The sequence below is a fragment of the Pantoea sp. SORGH_AS_0659 genome (assembly GCF_031453915.1).
GTDB lineage: Bacteria > Pseudomonadota > Gammaproteobacteria > Enterobacterales > Enterobacteriaceae > Pantoea > Pantoea leporis.
This window is the reverse complement of the sequence record NZ_JAVJAK010000003.1, coordinates 504099-520854: the sequence shown is the minus strand read 5'-3', so window position 1 is coordinate 520854 and position 16756 is coordinate 504099. Positions and strand designations below refer to the sequence as shown.

Here is a 16756-nt window from a genome sequence, read left to right as displayed (position 1 = left end):
GAACCACGGATGCGTACAGTCACTAAAACCGCGTTACCCCTCGCGCTCTTCGCGCTGTTTTACCTGATCCCGATTGAGTTCCGCGCCTTGTGGCAGCCGGACGAAACCCGCTATGCCGAAATCAGCCGGGAAATGCTATTTAGCGGCAATTGGGTAGTGCCGCACTTCTTCGATCTGCGCTACTTCGAGAAACCGATCGCCGGTTATTGGGTCAATAACCTCGGCCAGTTGCTGTTTGGTCACACTAACTTTGGCGTGCGCGCCGGATCGATTTTCAGCACCACGTTGAGCGCGGTATTGGTGTATTGGCTCGGCACGCAGATGTTCGCCAGCCGTAAAATCGCGCTTAGCGGCAGCATGATTTTTCTCACCTCGTTGCTGGTGTACGGCGTCGGCACCTACGCGGTGCTCGATCCGATCCTGATGCTGTGGCTGGTCGCGGCGATGTGCAGTTACTGGCTGGCGTCGCAGGCCAGTAGCACGCGGCAACGATTGATCGGATATGTGTTGCTGGGTGCGGCCTGCGCCATGGGCTTTATGACCAAAGGTTTTCTCGCGCTGGCGGTACCGGTGCTGGCGATTCTGCCTTGGGCCATTTGGCAACGTCGTTTTGGCGAATTGCTGCGTTGGGGACCGCTGACGATGGTGGTCGCCGCCTTGCTTAGTTCGCCGTGGGCGCTGGCGATCAATCAGCAGGAAGGCGATTTCTGGCACTATTTCTTCTGGGTCGAGCATATACAGCGTTTCGCCGAGTCGGACGCACAGCACAAAGCGCCATTCTGGTACTACATTCCGGTGTTGCTGGCGGGCACTTTGCCGTGGCTGGCGCTGCTGCCGGGATCGCTGATTGGCGCGTGGCGTCAGCGCAGCCAGCAAGCCGGGCCGATCTATTTATTGAGCTGGGTGCTGCTGCCGCTGCTGTTTTTCAGCATCGCCAAAGGCAAGTTGCTGACCTATATTCTGCCGTGTTTCGCACCGCTTGCGCTGCTGATGGCGCATTACGCACACAGCGGTTCGGCGCAGGTGATTAAAGCGTTAAAGGTAAACGGTTGGATCAATCTGCTGTTCGGTTTGATCACCACCATAGTGGTTTTAGTGGTGCTGGCACCCTGGGGCGTTGCGCATCGTCCGGTTTATAGCGGCGATGAAGGGATGGGCGTGCTCTGTGCGGCGCTCTCCTTTATAGGTTGGGCCGTGATGGGCTGGTTGAGCCGCAAGCCGGAGAAGGGTCGCTGGCAGTTAGCCGCGCTCTGTCCGCTGGCGCTGGCGTTACTGGTGGGATTTGCCATTCCTGACAAGGTGCGCGATGCCAAGCAGCCACAGAGTTTTGTTAGCGCGGTACACGATCAACTGGCGGATAGCCGTTATCTGCTGGCAAACAATCCCGGCGTGGCATCAGCGGTGGCTTGGGAACTGCAGCGCAGCGACATCAATTTCTACGATGCCAAAGGTGAGTTGCAATATGGCCTGAGCTACCCGGATGCACAGTCACACTATATTGATGCGGATAACTTTGCCGACTGGCTGCGTATCCATCGTCGTCTGGGCAAGGTTTCGCTGGTGTTGATGCTGAATGCCAGCGATAGCACGCCGGATAAAAACCTGCCGGAACCGGATGATGTCTATCGTCAGGGCCGCCTGATTTACTACGGCTACGATGCGAAACCATGAATCTGCTGCTGATTTTACTGGTGAGCGTGCTGAGCTGTGCCGCCCAACTGTGTCAGAAGCAGGCGGCCCATCACGGTATCAAAAAAGGAATTTTCTGGCTGGCGCTCAGCATCCTGCTGCTCGGTATCGGCATGCTGCTGTGGCTGGCGGTATTGCGCGTGGTGCCGGTGAGCGTGGCGTATCCGATGCTGAGTCTTAACTTTGTGTTGGTGGCGATCGCCGCGCGTCTGATCTGGCGCGAAACCTACAGCGTGCAGCAGTGGATCGGTACGTTGGCGATTGTTGCTGGCGTGGCGCTGATGGGAAGTCATCTATGAAAGGCGTGATGCTGGCGCTGTGCAGCGTGTTGCTGGTATCGCTGGCGCAGCTGGTGCTGCGGTTGGCGATGCTGGATTTCCCGCCATTAAGCGAATTGCTGAGTGTGCAGCACTGGAAACCGCTGCTGCTGTTGGCGATGGGCCTCGGGGCGTATGCGCTGTCGATGCTGTGCTGGATGCTGGCGCTGCGCCAGCTGCCGCTTAACCGGCTCTATCCGCTGCTCAGTTTGAGTTATGTATTGGTGTGGCTGGCCGCGATTTCCTTGCCGATTTTGGGCGAAAACTTCCGCTGGAGCAGCTTTGCTGGCGTGGTGCTGATCGTGTTTGGCTTGATGCTGGTTTCGCTGCCGCGCCGTAAGTGATGGTGTTTATTTATGCACATACCGTAGCGGCGCAATTTATTGCGCAATAAATTGCGCCGCTTCGGAAGGTGCAGTGATGTGACACGGCGCTTAATTGAAAGCCATTACGCCACTCATGGCGATCTTTTTTATTTATCCCCTCAAAGGCATCCCTAAATAAATACATCATCCTGATGTAAATCCATCAAAATAAAAATCCCAAAATGCTTGAACTCACAATTCGGAAAGCAAATTCCAAATAAAAATTAACATGAAATAAAAACACCGCTAGCGTGAGTGCTCTGTTTGTTCTGCCGTATTTCCTTAATTTTTTTCACCAGGAGGTATTATGGAAAGAGAACTTTATATATCCACTAACACCGCTTCCGGCCCCAATAGCACCACGCGCACCGAGCCATTTGTTAAAATTATTGCGCTGGTCGCCACGCTGGGTGGATTGCTGTTCGGCTACGATACCGGTGTAGTATCGGGCGCTTTACTCTTTATGCGTGACGATCTGCAGCTCACGCCTTTTACCACCGGGTTAGTCACCAGTTCACTGCTGTTTGGCGCCGCTTTTGGCGCGCTGCTCGCCGGTCATTTCGCGGACGCGCTGGGACGCCGCAAGATCATCATTTCTCTGGCCTTTATTTTTGCCCTTGGCGCCATCGGTTCGGCCTTCGCGCCGGATGTCATCTCAATGATCGCTTCACGTCTGTTCCTCGGTATCGCCGTCGGTGGCGCAGCGGCTACGGTGCCGGTGTATATCGCGGAAATTGCCCCGGCGAACAAGCGCGGTCAACTGGTGACCTTGCAGGAGCTGATGATTGTTTCAGGTCAGCTGCTGGCGTACGTGTCCAACGCCACTTTCAATGAAATCTGGGGTGGAGAACACACGTGGCGCTGGATGATCGCTATCTCAACTGTGCCCGCAGTATTGCTGTGGTTGGGCATGATCTTTATGCCGGAAAGCCCGCGCTGGCATGTAATGCGCGGTAATAGCCAGCAAGCACGCAAAGTACTGGAGAAAACCCGCGCGGCCGATGACGTCGAATGGGAGCTGGAAGAGATCGAAGAAACCATCGAAGAGAACCGGCAACAGGGCAAAGGCCGCCTGCGCGATTTGCGTACGCCGTGGCTGCGCAAAGTGTTCCTGCTTGGTATCGGCATCGCGGCGATTCAGCAGCTGACCGGCGTCAACACCATCATGTATTACGCGCCTACCATGCTGACGGCAACCGGCTTGAGCAACGATGCCGCGCTGTTCGCCACCATCGCCAACGGCGTGATTTCGGTGCTGATGACGCTGATCGGTATCTGGATGATCGGCAAAATCGGCCGTCGTCCGCTGGTGCTGATTGGTCAGATGGGTTGCACCGCGTGCCTGTTTTTTATCGCCGCGGTGTGCTTCTTCATGCCGGAATATCACCCGGCGGGTGACGTCAATCTGCTGCGCGCCTATCTGGTGCTGGCGGGCATGCTGATGTTTCTGTGCTTTCAGCAAGGCGCGTTGTCGCCGGTTACCTGGCTATTACTTTCCGAGATCTTTCCAGCGCGGATGCGCGGTATTTGCATGGGCGGCGCGGTATTTGCGTTGTGGATGGCCAACTTCGCCATTTCCATGGCGTTCCCGTTGCTGTTGGCGGCATTTGGTCTGGCCGGTGCCTTCTTAACCTTTGCCGTGATTGGTATTGGGGGATCGATGTTCGTGTTGCGCACTATCCCGGAAACCAAAGGACGCAGCCTGGAACAGGTCGAGCACTATTTCCATGAGTTGTACAAATGATGTTGCATTGATGTAAATCAATCAAGGTTCTGGCAGAGCAGCAAAACAACATCGCTTACTATAGCAAGATATCGACGCGACATAACAAAACAGAAGCTAATAAATATTACTCTTTCAGGATAGAACACACCATGACCTACAAAATAAGCCATGACCGACTCTGCGTTAATCGTAAAATCGCGCCTAATCTTAGTCTCGAGCGTTTTTTCTCGCTGGTTGAAAAGCTGGGGTTAAATAAAGTCGAAATCCGCAATGATATGAAAAGTGGTAGCGTGACCGATAATTTAACAGGCGAAGAATTTCGCCATCTCGCGACTCAGCATGCTTTTACTATTGAAACTATTAATGCGGTTTATCCGTTTAACCAATTAAGCGATGAGGTGCTGGAGAAAACGCGCGCTTTATTAAAAGACGCGCGTGCCACCGGTGCGAAAGCGTTAGTCCTTTGCCCACTGAATGACGGCACCGTTATTTCCCAGCAGCAAACCGTCGATGCGTTAAAAACGCTGGCGCCACTGTTTGCCGAATATGGCATTGCCGGTCTGGTGGAACCGCTCGGTTTCCCGCAAAGCTCGCTGCGTTCAGCGGCGCTGGCACAGCAGCTGATCAAACAAGCCGGCGCGCCGTTCAAAATCGTACTGGATACCTTTCACCATCATTTGTACGAAGGGGCTGAACAAGACTTTGCTGGCGGCATCGACGTCAACAATATCGGGCTGGTGCATTTGTCCGGCGTGACCGACGCGCGCCCAACGCATCAGTTAACCGACGAAGAGCGCATCATGTTAAGCGCCGACGATATGCTGAAATCGAAACAACAAGTGCAGCGTCTGGAAGAGATGGGCTATCGCGGTATTTACGCTTTCGAACCGTTTTCGTCGGTGATGGATAACTGGAGCGAAGAACAAATTGCTCGTGAAATCCACTCCAGCATTGCTTACCTGAATAACTAAGGAACACTTCCATGACGCTCAATATCGGTGTAATTGGCACGGGCGCGATCGGTCGCGAACACATTCGTCGTTGCAGCCAGGTGCTGCAACATTCGCGTGTTGTGGCGCTGAATGACATCAACCGCAGCAACTGCGAGCAGATCATCCACGATTTCGGCATTCAGGCGGAGATTTACGACAACGCACATGATCTGATTAACGCGCCAGAGGTGCAGGCGATTCTGGTCACCTCGTGGGGCCCAACCCATGAAGAGTTTGTGCTGGCAGCGATCAAAGCCGGCAAGGCGGTGTTCTGCGAAAAGCCGCTGGCGGTCACCGCGCAGGGTTGTATGAACATCGTGGAAGCGGAAATCGCCGCCGGTAAGAAGCTAGTGCAGGTCGGCTTTATGCGTCCTTACGACGCGGGCTACCGCGCGCTGAAGGCGGTGATTGATAACGGTGACATCGGCGAACCGCTGATGCTGCACTGCGCGCATCGCAATCCCGAAGTCGGCGATTCCTACACTACTGATATGGCGATCACCGATACGCTGATTCATGAGCTCGATGTGCTGCGCTGGTTGCTGAAAGATGATTACGTCAGTGCACAGGTGATCTACCCGCGCTCAACCAGTAAAGCCGCCTCGCATCTAAAAGATCCGCAAATCGTGCTGCTGGAAACCGCCAAAGGCGTACGCATCGACGTCGAAATCTTCGTTAACTGCACATAAGGCTACGATATTCAGTGTGAAGTGGTCGGCGAAAGCGGTATTGCACGCCTGCCTGAACCGATGTCGGTACAGACGCGCAGCGCGGCCAAACTCTCCACCAGCATTCTTACCGACTGGAAAAAGCGTTTCATCGATGCCTATGACGTGGAGTTGCAGGACTTCATCAATAATGTGTTGTCGGGTGAGATGACCGGCCCGTCTGCTTGGGATGGCTTCGCTGCGGCGGTTGCTGCCGATGCCTGTGTTGCGGCGCAAAAATCCGGAGACATCGTACCGGTCACTATGCCAGCGAAACCGGCGTTTTATAACTAAGTTGCTTTCCCTTCCTTAAACGCGCGTCAGGTTGAACTGGCGCGCGTATTATCGCGTATCACACTCTCTTCTCAGCGTTTTCCCGTGTATCATCGCCGCCTTTAAGATGTTTTGTAGGGAATAAGTGATGACGGAGATGACATTGTCCCGCCGCCAGCCTTCCGTATGGTGGGGCGCGATGATTATTTGCGGCACCGTGGTGGGCGCAGGGATGTTTACGCTGCCGGTGGTGATGGCGGGCGCGTGGTTTGGCTGGGCGATGATGTTACTGCTGATCAGCTGGGGCGGCATGTTGCTGTCCGGCTTGTTGTTTATGCGCATCAGCCTCACGTATCCGCCGGGCGCTGGATACGACACTTTAACCAAAGATTTGCTTGGACGCGACTGGGCGGCGCTGAACGGCCTCAGCATCTTATTCGTCCTTGGCATCCTGACATACGCCTACATTTCAGCCAGCGGCCCGGTCTATCAGCACTCAATCAGTCAGTTGGGATTACCGATCTCAACCGCAGAAGCCAAGGTGTTGCTAACGCTGTGCGTCGCCGCCGTTGTTTGGCTCGGTACGACCGGCGTCAGTCGCCTCATGACCTTCTGTGTGCTGGCGAAAATTCTGCTGTTGATCGTGCTGTTTGGCGGCCTTCTGACGCAGGTGAACGTGCCGTCGTTACTGAGCGGACCCGCTGCCGGTGAACGTTACTGGCCTTATGCACTCGGCGTGCTGCCGTTTTGTCTCGCTTCGTTTGGTTACCACGGCAACATCACCGGTCTGGTGAGCTATTACGGCGGCAATAAGCAGAACATCACGCGGGCTTTGGTGTTGGGAACGTCGCTGTCGCTGGCGCTGTATCTGTTTTGGCTAACCAGCACCATGGGAAATCTACCGCGCGCCGCGTTTCCTGAGATTGTGAAGCAGGGCGGCGATATCGCTGCGCTGATGGCGGCGCTGCGTGCGCATCTGCACGTCAATGCGCTGGCGCTGATGATGTCGATCTTCTCGCATTTCGCCGTGATTGCCTCATTCCTTGGCGTCACCGCCGGTCTGTTTGATTTCATCGCCGATGGTCTGGGATTCGCGAATTCACCCGTCTCACGCCTGAAAACCGCCAGCCTGACTTTCCTGCCGCCGTTACTCGCCTCGATTTGGTGGCCAAATGGCTTTGTCGCCGCGATTGGTTTTGCCGGACTGTTTGCCACCTTGTGGGCGGTGATCATCCCCGCGCTGCTGGCATGGAAATCTCAGCAACGCTGTTCGCTGGCAGTGGTTTTTCTGTTGGTGTTTGGCGCGATGAATATCCTTGCCTGGCTGTTGAGCTGGTTTGGGGTGTTACCGGAATTTGGTGGATGAGATGAGTCGCCAGAAATGGCGACTCGACTTTCAACCGGTACCTGATTAAAACAATTACTCTTTGTTGGATACCAACGTGCCTTTCAGGCCGTGCGGCTCGGAGCGCAGATACTGCGGTGGCGCTTTGGCCTGCGCACCCAATTCAGCGGCGGCATGCCACGGCCAGCGCGGGTCGTAAAGTACTGCGCGCGCCAGCGCGATCAAATCTGCGTCACCTACCTGCAATGCTTGTTCTGCCTGCTTTGGTTCCGTAATCAAGCCTACGCCAATCACCGGAATCTTTACCTGTTTGCGGATGTCGCGTGCAAAAGGCAATTGATAACCGGGACCGACCGTGATTTTCTGCTGCGGTGACAAGCCGCCGCTGGAGACGTGCACGTAATCGCTGCCCGCCGCTTCGAGTTGCTGGCTGAAGACAATCGACTGCTCCACATCCCAGCCGCCGTCAACCCAATCGGTTGCCGAGAGGCGCACACCCACCGCCACTGAATCTGGCACGGCGCTGCGCACCGCATGGAACACTTCCAGAGGGAAACGCAGACGATTTTCCAGCGAGCCGCCGTACTCATCCTCACGCTGGTTACTCAGTGGCGACAGGAACTGATGCAGCAAATAGCCGTGCGCAGCATGCAGTTCAATCAACTGGATACCGAGTTTCGCCGCACGCTGCGCGCTGTCAACGAAGGCCAGTTTCAGGCGCTCAAGATCCTGTTTACTTAGCGCAACCGGTGCGCGATCTTCAGGATTAAAGGCTTGCGCGGATGGTGCAACGGTTTGCCAGCCACCTTGCTCCAGCGACAGCTGATTGCCACCCAGCCACGGCGCGGCGCAGGACGCTTTGCGTCCGGCGTGACCGAGTTGAATACCAATGGGAGTGTCAGAATAGTGACGGATATCTTGCAGTACGCTGGCTAAAGCCGCTTCCGTTGCATCATCCCACAAGCCTAAATCGCCCGGAGAAATACGTCCGGCGGCTTCCACTGCTGTCGCCTCAATGATCAGCAAACCGGCGCCGGAAAGTGCCAGTTGCCCCAGATGAATGCGGTGCCAGGCGCTGGCTTTGCCATCCTCCGCAGAGTATTGGCACATCGGCGCGATGACGATGCGATTATCGAGCGTTAACTTACCCAGTTGTGTTGTACTAAACAGTAAACTCATTGAAACCTCATCTTCAGTGGCTGAATGGCTTTAAGCTTAGGGCGAAAAGCGCATTTTGCAGAGGGCTATGAGTTTGAATGTTGTAGCAAAAAGTAAGTTAAGCGGAATGTGCCGCCGCAAGTCGAAACGCATCAGACATTTTTTCCTGCTCACGTTGTGATAACCCCAAATGTCTGGCGACTATGCGCCATTGCGCAACAATGCTGCTGAATTTTTCAATGATAGTTTCGGCTTCAGGTGCCTTCAGCCGGAAATAGGGCGCAACTTCCCGCGCCAAATCGAGATCAAGCGCATTATCAGCTGCCGTCACATTTAATTTTAGGCCATCAGCATAGGGCACTGGATTGAGATCGAAGGCGGCAGATAACCGCCAGCCCTTGTCTGGAACCAGAATAAATCCATGATTACGCAGATGATCATCGCTGTTAGAAACCAGCATATTAAAGACTATCCGCGACCACAGCTCGCGTAAATCAGCATTGGTTTGGGAGCCATGACGAATCAATACTTCTGCCAGTTCGAGATAACTCACTCCGGTGGACGCATCTTCGCCATCAATATGGCCAGTCATGGTCATCGCGGAGGCAAAGTGCAGACGCTTTCCTTCGGGCGTGCGATCGAAACGGCGCACCATGAAACAGTGATAATCGCTGGCAAATTTTTTCGCCATCGCAGCGGCAACGTCAAGTTCACAAGCCGTGGCGAGAGCATTGACGACCATTTCCCATCCACCCACATCATATTCATCGCGGATGCTGGGGAACTTGGCGATAAATAGCTGACCTTCCTCATCAACTACACTGGCTTTGGGCCGTGCGCCACCCAGAGAACCGCCTGGAGCGATCAACATCCTGAGCCATTCATGTCCCTGAACAGCACGGTTATCCGGATCGCTTTCCAGCGCGCGGCTTGCACGTTCAAGTGCTGCGATTTCAGTAAATGGGGGAGCCGCAATTTCCAATCTGTTATCAAGAAATTCCCCCTGATCCTCCAGCCGGTAACGCAAAGCACCCACGCGATACAGGTCATGAACCCCCAGTAAAAAATCGGATTCAAACATGCGCGTGCCGGAAGGCAATAATCCGCCACGGATGTCGCGTTCCAGGCGACGCTCCATCAATAAGCGTCCCCATCTATCGGGGCTGGAATCGCCAAACACACCAAATCCAGCACGATTGTTGGCAGGATATTGTGGCCCTTCGAATAAGTGGATGCCGGGATCTAACTGGATCAACATCAAATCGGGATCGCTAAGCGCTTGCGGATCATACTGAAATTCAATAGATTCACGCGCCCGGCTGCGGCGAATATGCAGATAACCGAGACGTTTTGGTTGCTTGAGTCCGTTCCAGTCGGCGTAGACGCTAATCATGGTCATTGTCGGGTCCTATTTTTTCTTCCCTGAAATTAGCAGTGAGGCGAGGCCGGCAGAGGTGACTGTCTGAGCGTTTTTTTGCTCAACTCCGCGCTCATTCGCCTCAGCTACCTGCGTGCTGTTCTCACCCTCATCAACCTTATACGCTGATTTAGCAGCAAATAATTTAGTCGTTGAGGTAAGACGTGCATCCTGTAGTTGGCGACCCAAAGTATCCTCAGCAGCCAGCAGATTGAGATCCTGTTCGAGTCCTAACACCTGCATCACAGCCAGATAGGCTCCGATAGTCACACCCGCGCTACCCGCTTCAAGCGAACGCAACGTCATCGGGGTCATTCCCGCGCGTTCCGCCACCTGTTTAGCCGTAAGTTTTCTTCTTTTACGAGCGAGTTTTAATCGCTCTCCAAAAGCGGCAAGCATTTCGTTCGTTTGAGGAAGAAGCAGAGAAGTTCGCTGTGCCATTGTGTCACTATTTTATCTTTAAATGGGGTTAATGGATAAAATATTAGCACTTTGTCGATCTGCATTCCATTTTTAATGATTAAAATAAAAACGAAAAAGTGCTAATAAATTATCACTTAATGAACCTAAAAGATAAAATATTAGCACTTCAATTTAAAACGCCGCCGATCGCCAGCCGCGCACTTTATCATTGCCGGTGCGCACCGCCAGTGAATGCGCTGCACGTTGCGAACGCGCCATCACCTCTTTTTGATTGAGCTGGGTAAACTCACCATTCCGCAGCAGATAAGCGCCATCAACAAACACATCGCTGACCTCGTGGCCGAGCGCCGAGTAGACCAACGATGAAACCGGATGATGGATTGGCGTCATCGCCGGATGCGAAGTATCAACGATCACCACATCGGCGCGTTTGCCGACTTCCAGCGAACCCACCAGATGTTCAAGTCCAATTGCCCGCGCACCGTCGATAGTGGCCATCTCCAGCACTTTTTCCGCCGTCATAATGGTGGGATCGCGGTGCACGCCTTTTTGCAGCAGCGCCGCCACTTTCATCGCCTGAAAAAGATTGTGATTGTTGCTACTGGCGGGGCCGTCTGAACCCAAACCAACGGTTAGGCCGGCAGCCAGCATCTCGGGAATAGGCGGCACGCCGGAAGCGAGGTAGAGATTGCTGCAGGGATTGTGCGACACGCGCGTGTCATGGTGTTTGAGTGCGCGGATGTCGCGCGAATTGCACTGCACGCAATGCACCGCCAGCACATCCGGGCCAAGAAAGCCGATATCGCTGAGGAATTCGGTATCGCTGGCCTGAAAACGCAGCTTCGCCTGCTCGATCTCAAAATCGGTTTCCGCCACATGCGTAGTGATCAGCACGCCGGTTTCATCCGCCAGCTGGCGCGTGCCGCGCAGCACTTTCTCATCCAGCGCCCAAATCATGCTTGGTGCCAGACCGACTTTTACCCGGCCATCGACCTGGTGATAACGATCGATCACCGCGCGCGCATCGGCCAGCGCCTGTTCAGGCGTTTCGATCAGTTCAGCAGGAATGCCGTGCTCAGCGCCGCTGGTGAGAAAACCGCGACACACATGACCGCGAATGCCGCTGACTTCAAAGGCCTCGATCACTTTGTCGGTTAATCCTGGGCGCGGATGCGCGTACATAAAATCGACCAGCGACGTGACGCCCGAACGCAGTGATTCCATGCAGCCGTGCAGCGCGGCGGCGTAAACATCTTCTTCTGTCAACGCCACGGCGCTGGGTCCGGTCATGCAGGTGAACCACTTTTTCAGCACCATGTCATCGCCGAGACCTTTCAGCAGCGTCTGAAACAGATGCGTATGCGTGTTCACCATGCCCGGCATAATAATGCGTTCGCGGCAGTCGATAATTTCCGCTTCAGGATAGCGCTGCTGCAAAGCGTCGCGCGTGCCGATGGCGCGAATGGTCTTATCTTCAATCAGCAAACTGGCCTGTTCCAGAATCTCGCGTTGCGGATTCATAGTGATCATCCAGCCGTCAGCCAGCAGATAACTCATGAGGCGTTCTCCAGTTGCTGCTGTAATTCAGCGGCATTAACCACAAAACCAAAGCATTGCTGAACGTTATACAGCGTGGCATCGCGGCAATAAGCCGGCGAGGTGGTGGCGCTGCAATCTTCCAGCAGCAGGCAGTCGTAACCGCGAAAGTTGGCATCCTGTAAGGTGCAAAGCACGCACTGATCGACATTAACACCGGCAAACAGCAGCGTGGTGACGTTGAGATTGCGTAGAATGCTGTCGAGTTCGCTGTCCTGAAATCCGGACATGCGGTATTTGTTGACGCGAATGTCATTGGCATCCGGCGTCAGTTCGTCCACCACTTCCGCCGCCCAACTGCCGGCCTGCAACACCGGCGCGCCGGAAACCGGCAGCGGATCGCCTAATCCCACGCCATCACCATTCGGGTTATAGACGTGCAGCAGCGCGGGGCTGAGATTGAGTTTATCAGCGCGATTGCCCCAGTTGAGCCAAATCACCGGCACCTGTGCAGCGCGCAGCGTCGGCAGCAAGGCTTGCAGCGGCGCAATTGGCGCGCGCGCGGGCGTGACATCGACGCCGATATGCCCGAGCCAGCCTTCGGCATGACAGAAATCGTTCTGCATATCAATCACCAGGATAGCCGTGCGCTGCAGATCAAAAATCACTGAACGTTCACGCGATGTAAGCTGCACGCTGCGCGACGCCTGCGCTGGACGCCGCGTATCAACCACTTGCGCTGAAACGCGCCATTGATTGTGTCGGCTGCTGCCTAAAACGTTCTCCGGCATATCAGGCTCCCGTTAATACGCGAATATCTTCTGCATCGAGCGTGACAGGGTCACCGCTACGAATCAGTTCAGAGAAGCCTTCATTCGGCGTCATCACCGTCAGCGTATAGAGTTTGCTGTTGCCGGTATTACGAATGGCGTGATCGTTGCCCGGATGCAGCAGCAGGGAATCGCCTTTCCTTATCTCAAGTTCATCATCGTTACAGCGCGCCACGCCTTCGCCGTGTAGTACATAAAAGAACTCGTGCGCGGTGGCGTGTTCATTCGGTGGCGTAGCACCGCCGACGTTGAAAATCTCCAACACGAAAATGTTCTCAATGCCGTCTAACGGCTTGTCGAACAAGATGGCGAAATAGTTGCTGCTGTCCGCACTGATACGGAACGCCTTAACATCCGCAAGATTGTTGAAACGAAACGATTTCATAAATTATTCCTTTCGATAAGGCTGCGTTAATGAGCCGGGTTGCAATGTGCGTCCCACCACGCCGGACATCGCCAGAATGGTGAGCAAGTAAGGCAGCGCCAGCAGCACCTGCGGCGGCAGCATGTTTTCAAACAGCTGTAGCGAGAGTTGCAGGGCATCTGCAGCGCCAAAGATAAAAGCGGCGACCAGCGCTTTAAGCGGGCTCCAGCGTCCAAAGATGACAATCGCCAGCGCGATAAAACCTTGTCCACTGACGATGTTGTCGCGGAACAGGCCGATCTGCGCCGTGACCAGATAGCTGCCCGCCAATCCGGCGCCCACGCAGGAGAACAGCACGCCCCACGTGCGGATCTTCAACACGTTGAGCCCGGCGGCATGTGCCGCGCGCGGGTTTTCGCCCACCGCACGCAGCGACAGGCCAAAGCGGGTGTGAAACAGACCAAAGTGCGCCAACACCGCCAGCAGCAAAGTGAGATAGAGCGGCAGCGGCTGCTGGAACAGAATCGGGCCAATAAAAGGCAGCGAAGAGAGCAGCGGCACATGCCAGGGTTCGAGCATTGGGATGGTGGGCGAGGATGCATTGCCCATTACCAGCGCGTAAATCCAGGTGGCTAATCCCGCTGACAGAATATTGAAGACGATGCCCACCACAATCTGGCTGGCATGGGCGCGCAGGTAGAGCGCCGCCAGCACGCAGCCAACCAGCAGTCCGCCGACGCCACCGGCGATAAAGCCCAGCGCGGTCGATCCGCTCTCAACCGCCGTCATGTAGCTGGAAAGCGCGCCCAGCAGAATAGTGCCTTCAATACCGATATTCAGTACGCCGGAGCGTTCGGCATAGATCTCGCCCAGCGCCGCCAGTAATACCGGACCGGCAAGGCGCACTGCGGCGGCCAGCCAACTGACGAAAAAAGCGGTATCGAGATTCATCCACAGATTCATGAGTGTTCCTCCGCCAGATGGCTGCGCGATTTACGCCCGCCGGGCAGGTTGATGCGGTAATAGCGCAGCAGATCGCCCGCCAGAATCAGTAGCACCACAAGACTTTGCAGAATCAGCACCACCGATGTGGGCAAGCCGGTTTGGCGCTGCATGGCGCTACCGCCCACTTCCAGCCCGCCGTAGAGAATGGCGGTCGGGATCACCAGCAGCGGATTGAGGCGTGCCAGCAAAGCCACCACCACGCCGATAAAGCCGACGCCGCCGGAAATGCCTTCCATCAGGCGATGTTGCACGCCTAATACCGCGCACAATCCCGCCAGCGCCGCCAATCCTCCGCCGAGCAGCACCGCGCCCATTTGGCGGCGATTGACATCCACGCCGCTGTAGCGCGCCGCGCGCGGATTCAGCCCGGCAATTTTGATTTCGAAACCGGCGGGTGTGGCACGCATCAGCCAGAAGACAAACAGCGTGGCGACTAGCGCGATGGCGATGCCCCAATGTGCGCGCATGCCGTTCATCACAAACGGCAGCCAGCTCTCCACCGGCAAACGTGGCGTCTGCGGCAGATCGCCCGGCGCGCGCATTGGGCCGGAAACCAGATACTGCACCATGAACAGCGCCACATAGTTGGCCATCAGCGAAATCAGCACATCGTTGCCGCCAAATTTTACCCGTAACGCGCCAACCCAACCGGCCCAAAGCGCGCCCGCAAGGAAGGCGGCAATCAGCACCATCGGCCAGTAGAGCAGCGCGGGAATCGCCCACGGAAAGCCCTGTGGCGTACCCGACAGCGCGATCCAACTGGCCGCAGCGGCACCCAGCAGAAAACAGCCTTCGAAGCCGATATAACCCAGCCCGGCGCGCCACACCACGATGGTTGCCAGCGCGATCAGCATCAGCGGCGTGGATTGCACCAGGCTGAGACCGAAGCTGCGCAGCGAGCCAAAAGCGGCATCAAACAGGAAGCCATAAGCCGAGAGCGGATTGCCGCCAAACGGGATAAACAGCAAGCCGGCAATGATGAAAGCGGCAAGGATGCCGCAAAAACTGGTTAACATCATTGCGCCGCTGGATTCGGCGGGCGCCAGACGTCGCTCAAGCAGCTTCTTCATGATTGCCTCCGGTTTTTTTCAGGTGCGCGCCCGCCATCAGTTCGCCGAGGCGTTCTGGCGTGGCGTCGGCGGCGTCCATTTCTCCTGCAATCTGGCCGCTGTACATCACCGCGATGCGATCGGAGAGATTGATGATCTCCTCCAGCTCGGCGGAGATCATCAGAATGGCGCAGCCGCGATCGCGCGCCGCCATCAAACCTTGCCACACGCTCTCAATCGCGCCGACATCCAGCCCGCGCGTGGGCTGTTCAACCACTAATAAGCAGGGATTGCTGGCGACTTCGCGCCCGAGAATCAACTTTTGCAGGTTACCGCCGGAGAGTTTTCCGGCTTCGAAATCGGCATCCGGCGTGCGTACCGCAAAGCGGGCGATGATGTCGCGCGCATGCTGACTAATGCGCTGGCGATCCAGCAGCCAGCCGCCCGCGCGGGTAAAGGTGCGCTGGCGGCCAAGCATGGCGTTATCAGTAATCGATAAATCGGTCACCGAACCGACGCCACGCCGATCTGCCGGAATAAAACTGATGCCTTTATGGCGGCGCGTAGCGGGGGAATCGTCGCTGATGTCTTCGCCATTCAGCAGAATGCGGCCTGCTTCCAGTTCACGCAGGTTAAGGAGCGCTTCCGCCAGCTCCGATTGACCGTTGCCTTCCACACCGGCAATGCCGAGGATTTCGCCAGCGGCGACGTTGAGCGACACGCGCCAGATTTTCTGCTGGCCGCTGGCATCACGCACCGCAATGCTATCCACCTGCAACACGGTTTTGCCCGGCTGGCACGGCGTTTTTTCGACGCGCAGCACCACATCGCGCCCAACCATGCGGCGTGCCAGATCGCGCTCCGAAGTGTCTTTAATATCCACTGAATCCACCATTTTGCCGCCGCGCATCACCGAAACGTGATGGGCAATCGCCATGATTTCATACAGTTTGTGAGTGACAATCACTACCGAACGGCCTTCTGCGCACAGTGATTTCAGGGTAGCGAATAGGCCGGCTTTCTCCTGCGGCGTCAGCACCGCCGTCGGTTCGTCGAGAATCAGCACCTGCGCATCACGGTATAACAGCTTGAGGATCTCCACACGCTGCTGCACGCCAATCGGCAAATGCTGCACTTTCGCCCAGGGATCGATCGCCAGCCCGTGTTTATCCGACAGCGCCTGCAAACGCGCCGCCGCCGCGCGCAGATTAAGTACGCCGCTAGCGCCTTCTTTCAATCCCAGCACCACGTTTTCCACCACGCTCATCGGCTGCACCAGCATGAATTCCTGATGCACCATGCCAATGCCGCAGGCGATAGCATCGCTGGGATCGCGAAAACGCTGCGCCTGGCCATCCACCTCAATGCTGCCTTCATCGGCCTGATACAGGCCGTAAAGGATTTGCATCAGCGTGCTTTTTCCCGCGCCGTTTTCCCCTAGCAGCGCGTGGATTTCGCCGGCTTTAATGCTGAGCGATACGTCATCATTGGCCACCACGCGCGCAAAGCGTTTGGTGATGTTTTTCAGCGCGACGCGGATATTTGCTGTTGCTGTCATGA

At 55.8% G+C, this 16756-nt stretch carries 15 protein-coding genes and 1 pseudogene; 7 read left to right on the top strand and 9 right to left on the bottom strand.

The window, feature by feature from the left end; all coding sequences use genetic code 11:
* The first annotated feature begins 9 nt into the window (after nt 1-9).
* The 7 genes and pseudogenes from arnT to Q3H59_RS23555 all read left to right on the top strand — a co-directional run bounded on the left by arnT (nt 10) and on the right by Q3H59_RS23555 (nt 7435).
* Entirely contained in the window at nt 10-1671 is a 1662-nt protein-coding gene (gene arnT, locus Q3H59_RS23585; RefSeq protein WP_280173102.1) for a lipid IV(A) 4-amino-4-deoxy-L-arabinosyltransferase, read from the top strand.
* Nucleotides 1668-1988, top strand: a complete 321-nt coding sequence (gene arnE, locus Q3H59_RS23580) for a 4-amino-4-deoxy-L-arabinose-phosphoundecaprenol flippase subunit ArnE (protein ID WP_280173103.1) — start codon at nt 1668-1670, stop codon at nt 1986-1988. The genes arnT and arnE overlap by 4 nt, the downstream gene beginning before the upstream one ends.
* Nucleotides 1985-2350, top strand: coding sequence for a 4-amino-4-deoxy-L-arabinose-phosphoundecaprenol flippase subunit ArnF (gene arnF, locus Q3H59_RS23575; protein WP_277974961.1), 366 nt, complete (start codon nt 1985-1987; stop codon nt 2348-2350). Before arnE ends, arnF begins: the two co-directional genes overlap by 4 nt.
* A gap of 328 nt (nt 2351-2678) precedes the next feature.
* Complete coding sequence (locus tag Q3H59_RS23570) at nt 2679-4115, top strand: sugar porter family MFS transporter (RefSeq protein WP_280173104.1); 1437 nt, start codon at nt 2679-2681, stop codon at nt 4113-4115.
* A 131-nt stretch (nt 4116-4246) separates the two neighbouring features.
* On the top strand, nt 4247-5068 hold the full coding sequence (locus tag Q3H59_RS23565; RefSeq protein WP_280173105.1) for a TIM barrel protein: 822 nt from the start codon (nt 4247-4249) through the stop codon (nt 5066-5068).
* An 11-nt stretch (nt 5069-5079) separates the two neighbouring features.
* A pseudogene (locus Q3H59_RS23560) lies at nt 5080-6090 on the top strand (Gfo/Idh/MocA family protein).
* Nucleotides 6091-6217: 127 nt separating this feature from the next.
* Nucleotides 6218-7435, top strand: coding sequence for an aromatic amino acid transporter (locus Q3H59_RS23555; protein ID WP_309837621.1), 1218 nt, complete (start codon nt 6218-6220; stop codon nt 7433-7435).
* Between the two features lie 54 nt (nt 7436-7489).
* Here the strand turns inward: Q3H59_RS23555 and Q3H59_RS23550 are convergent, their stop codons facing one another.
* The 9 genes from Q3H59_RS23550 to Q3H59_RS23510 form a co-directional block, all read right to left on the bottom strand.
* Nucleotides 7490-8593: an NADH:flavin oxidoreductase/NADH oxidase gene (locus Q3H59_RS23550; RefSeq protein WP_137387412.1), complete on the bottom strand. Its 1104-nt coding sequence runs from the start codon at nt 8591-8593 to the stop codon at nt 7490-7492.
* Nucleotides 8594-8690: 97 nt separating this feature from the next.
* Complete coding sequence (locus Q3H59_RS23545; RefSeq protein ID WP_309837618.1) at nt 8691-9971, bottom strand: HipA domain-containing protein; 1281 nt, start codon at nt 9969-9971, stop codon at nt 8691-8693.
* A gap of 9 nt (nt 9972-9980) precedes the next feature.
* The gene (locus Q3H59_RS23540; protein WP_110866917.1) at nt 9981-10430 is read right to left on the bottom strand and encodes a helix-turn-helix domain-containing protein; all 450 of its coding nucleotides are present in this window, start codon (nt 10428-10430) and stop codon (nt 9981-9983) included.
* Nucleotides 10431-10583: 153 nt separating this feature from the next.
* A complete protein-coding gene (locus Q3H59_RS23535; protein WP_280173109.1) occupies nt 10584-11969 on the bottom strand; it encodes an amidohydrolase in 1386 nt (461 codons plus the stop codon).
* Nucleotides 11966-12739 (bottom strand): cysteine hydrolase family protein, encoded by a 774-nt coding sequence (locus tag Q3H59_RS23530; protein ID WP_192412961.1) that lies wholly within the window; start codon nt 12737-12739, stop codon nt 11966-11968. The genes Q3H59_RS23535 and Q3H59_RS23530 overlap by 4 nt, the downstream gene beginning before the upstream one ends.
* Nucleotide 12740: 1 nt before the next feature.
* Complete coding sequence (locus Q3H59_RS23525) at nt 12741-13163, bottom strand: cupin domain-containing protein (RefSeq protein ID WP_280173110.1); 423 nt, start codon at nt 13161-13163, stop codon at nt 12741-12743.
* Nucleotides 13164-13166: 3 nt separating this feature from the next.
* Nucleotides 13167-14105 carry an ABC transporter permease gene (locus tag Q3H59_RS23520; RefSeq protein ID WP_309837614.1) on the bottom strand — a complete coding sequence of 313 codons (939 nt, stop codon included), beginning with the start codon at nt 14103-14105 and terminating at the stop codon, nt 13167-13169.
* Nucleotides 14102-15217, bottom strand: a complete 1116-nt coding sequence (locus tag Q3H59_RS23515; protein ID WP_192412967.1) for an ABC transporter permease — start codon at nt 15215-15217, stop codon at nt 14102-14104. The genes Q3H59_RS23520 and Q3H59_RS23515 overlap by 4 nt, the downstream gene beginning before the upstream one ends.
* On the bottom strand, nt 15201-16754 hold the full coding sequence (locus Q3H59_RS23510; protein WP_137387405.1) for an ABC transporter ATP-binding protein: 1554 nt from the start codon (nt 16752-16754) through the stop codon (nt 15201-15203). The genes Q3H59_RS23515 and Q3H59_RS23510 overlap by 17 nt, the downstream gene beginning before the upstream one ends.
* Nucleotides 16755-16756: the final 2 nt, after the last annotated feature.

Excerpts from the sequence above, each read along its gene's own strand:
- arnT (WP_280173102.1), top strand. The coding sequence starts at position 10 with ATGCGTACAGTCACTAAAACCGCGTTACCCCTCGCGCTCTTCGCGCTG.
- arnE (WP_280173103.1), top strand. The coding sequence starts at position 1,668 with ATGAATCTGCTGCTGATTTTACTGGTGAGCGTGCTGAGCTGTGCCGCC.
- arnF (WP_277974961.1), top strand. The coding sequence starts at position 1,985 with ATGAAAGGCGTGATGCTGGCGCTGTGCAGCGTGTTGCTGGTATCGCTG.
- Q3H59_RS23570 (WP_280173104.1), top strand. The coding sequence starts at position 2,679 with ATGGAAAGAGAACTTTATATATCCACTAACACCGCTTCCGGCCCCAAT.
- Q3H59_RS23565 (WP_280173105.1), top strand. The coding sequence starts at position 4,247 with ATGACCTACAAAATAAGCCATGACCGACTCTGCGTTAATCGTAAAATC.
- Q3H59_RS23555 (WP_309837621.1), top strand. The coding sequence starts at position 6,218 with ATGACGGAGATGACATTGTCCCGCCGCCAGCCTTCCGTATGGTGGGGC.
- Q3H59_RS23550 (WP_137387412.1), bottom strand. The coding sequence starts at position 8,593 with ATGAGTTTACTGTTTAGTACAACACAACTGGGTAAGTTAACGCTCGAT.
- Q3H59_RS23545 (WP_309837618.1), bottom strand. The coding sequence starts at position 9,971 with ATGACCATGATTAGCGTCTACGCCGACTGGAACGGACTCAAGCAACCA.
- Q3H59_RS23540 (WP_110866917.1), bottom strand. The coding sequence starts at position 10,430 with ATGGCACAGCGAACTTCTCTGCTTCTTCCTCAAACGAACGAAATGCTT.
- Q3H59_RS23535 (WP_280173109.1), bottom strand. The coding sequence starts at position 11,969 with ATGAGTTATCTGCTGGCTGACGGCTGGATGATCACTATGAATCCGCAA.
- Q3H59_RS23530 (WP_192412961.1), bottom strand. The coding sequence starts at position 12,739 with ATGCCGGAGAACGTTTTAGGCAGCAGCCGACACAATCAATGGCGCGTT.
- Q3H59_RS23525 (WP_280173110.1), bottom strand. The coding sequence starts at position 13,163 with ATGAAATCGTTTCGTTTCAACAATCTTGCGGATGTTAAGGCGTTCCGT.
- Q3H59_RS23520 (WP_309837614.1), bottom strand. The coding sequence starts at position 14,105 with ATGAATCTGTGGATGAATCTCGATACCGCTTTTTTCGTCAGTTGGCTG.
- Q3H59_RS23515 (WP_192412967.1), bottom strand. The coding sequence starts at position 15,217 with ATGAAGAAGCTGCTTGAGCGACGTCTGGCGCCCGCCGAATCCAGCGGC.
- Q3H59_RS23510 (WP_137387405.1), bottom strand. The coding sequence starts at position 16,754 with ATGACAGCAACAGCAAATATCCGCGTCGCGCTGAAAAACATCACCAAA.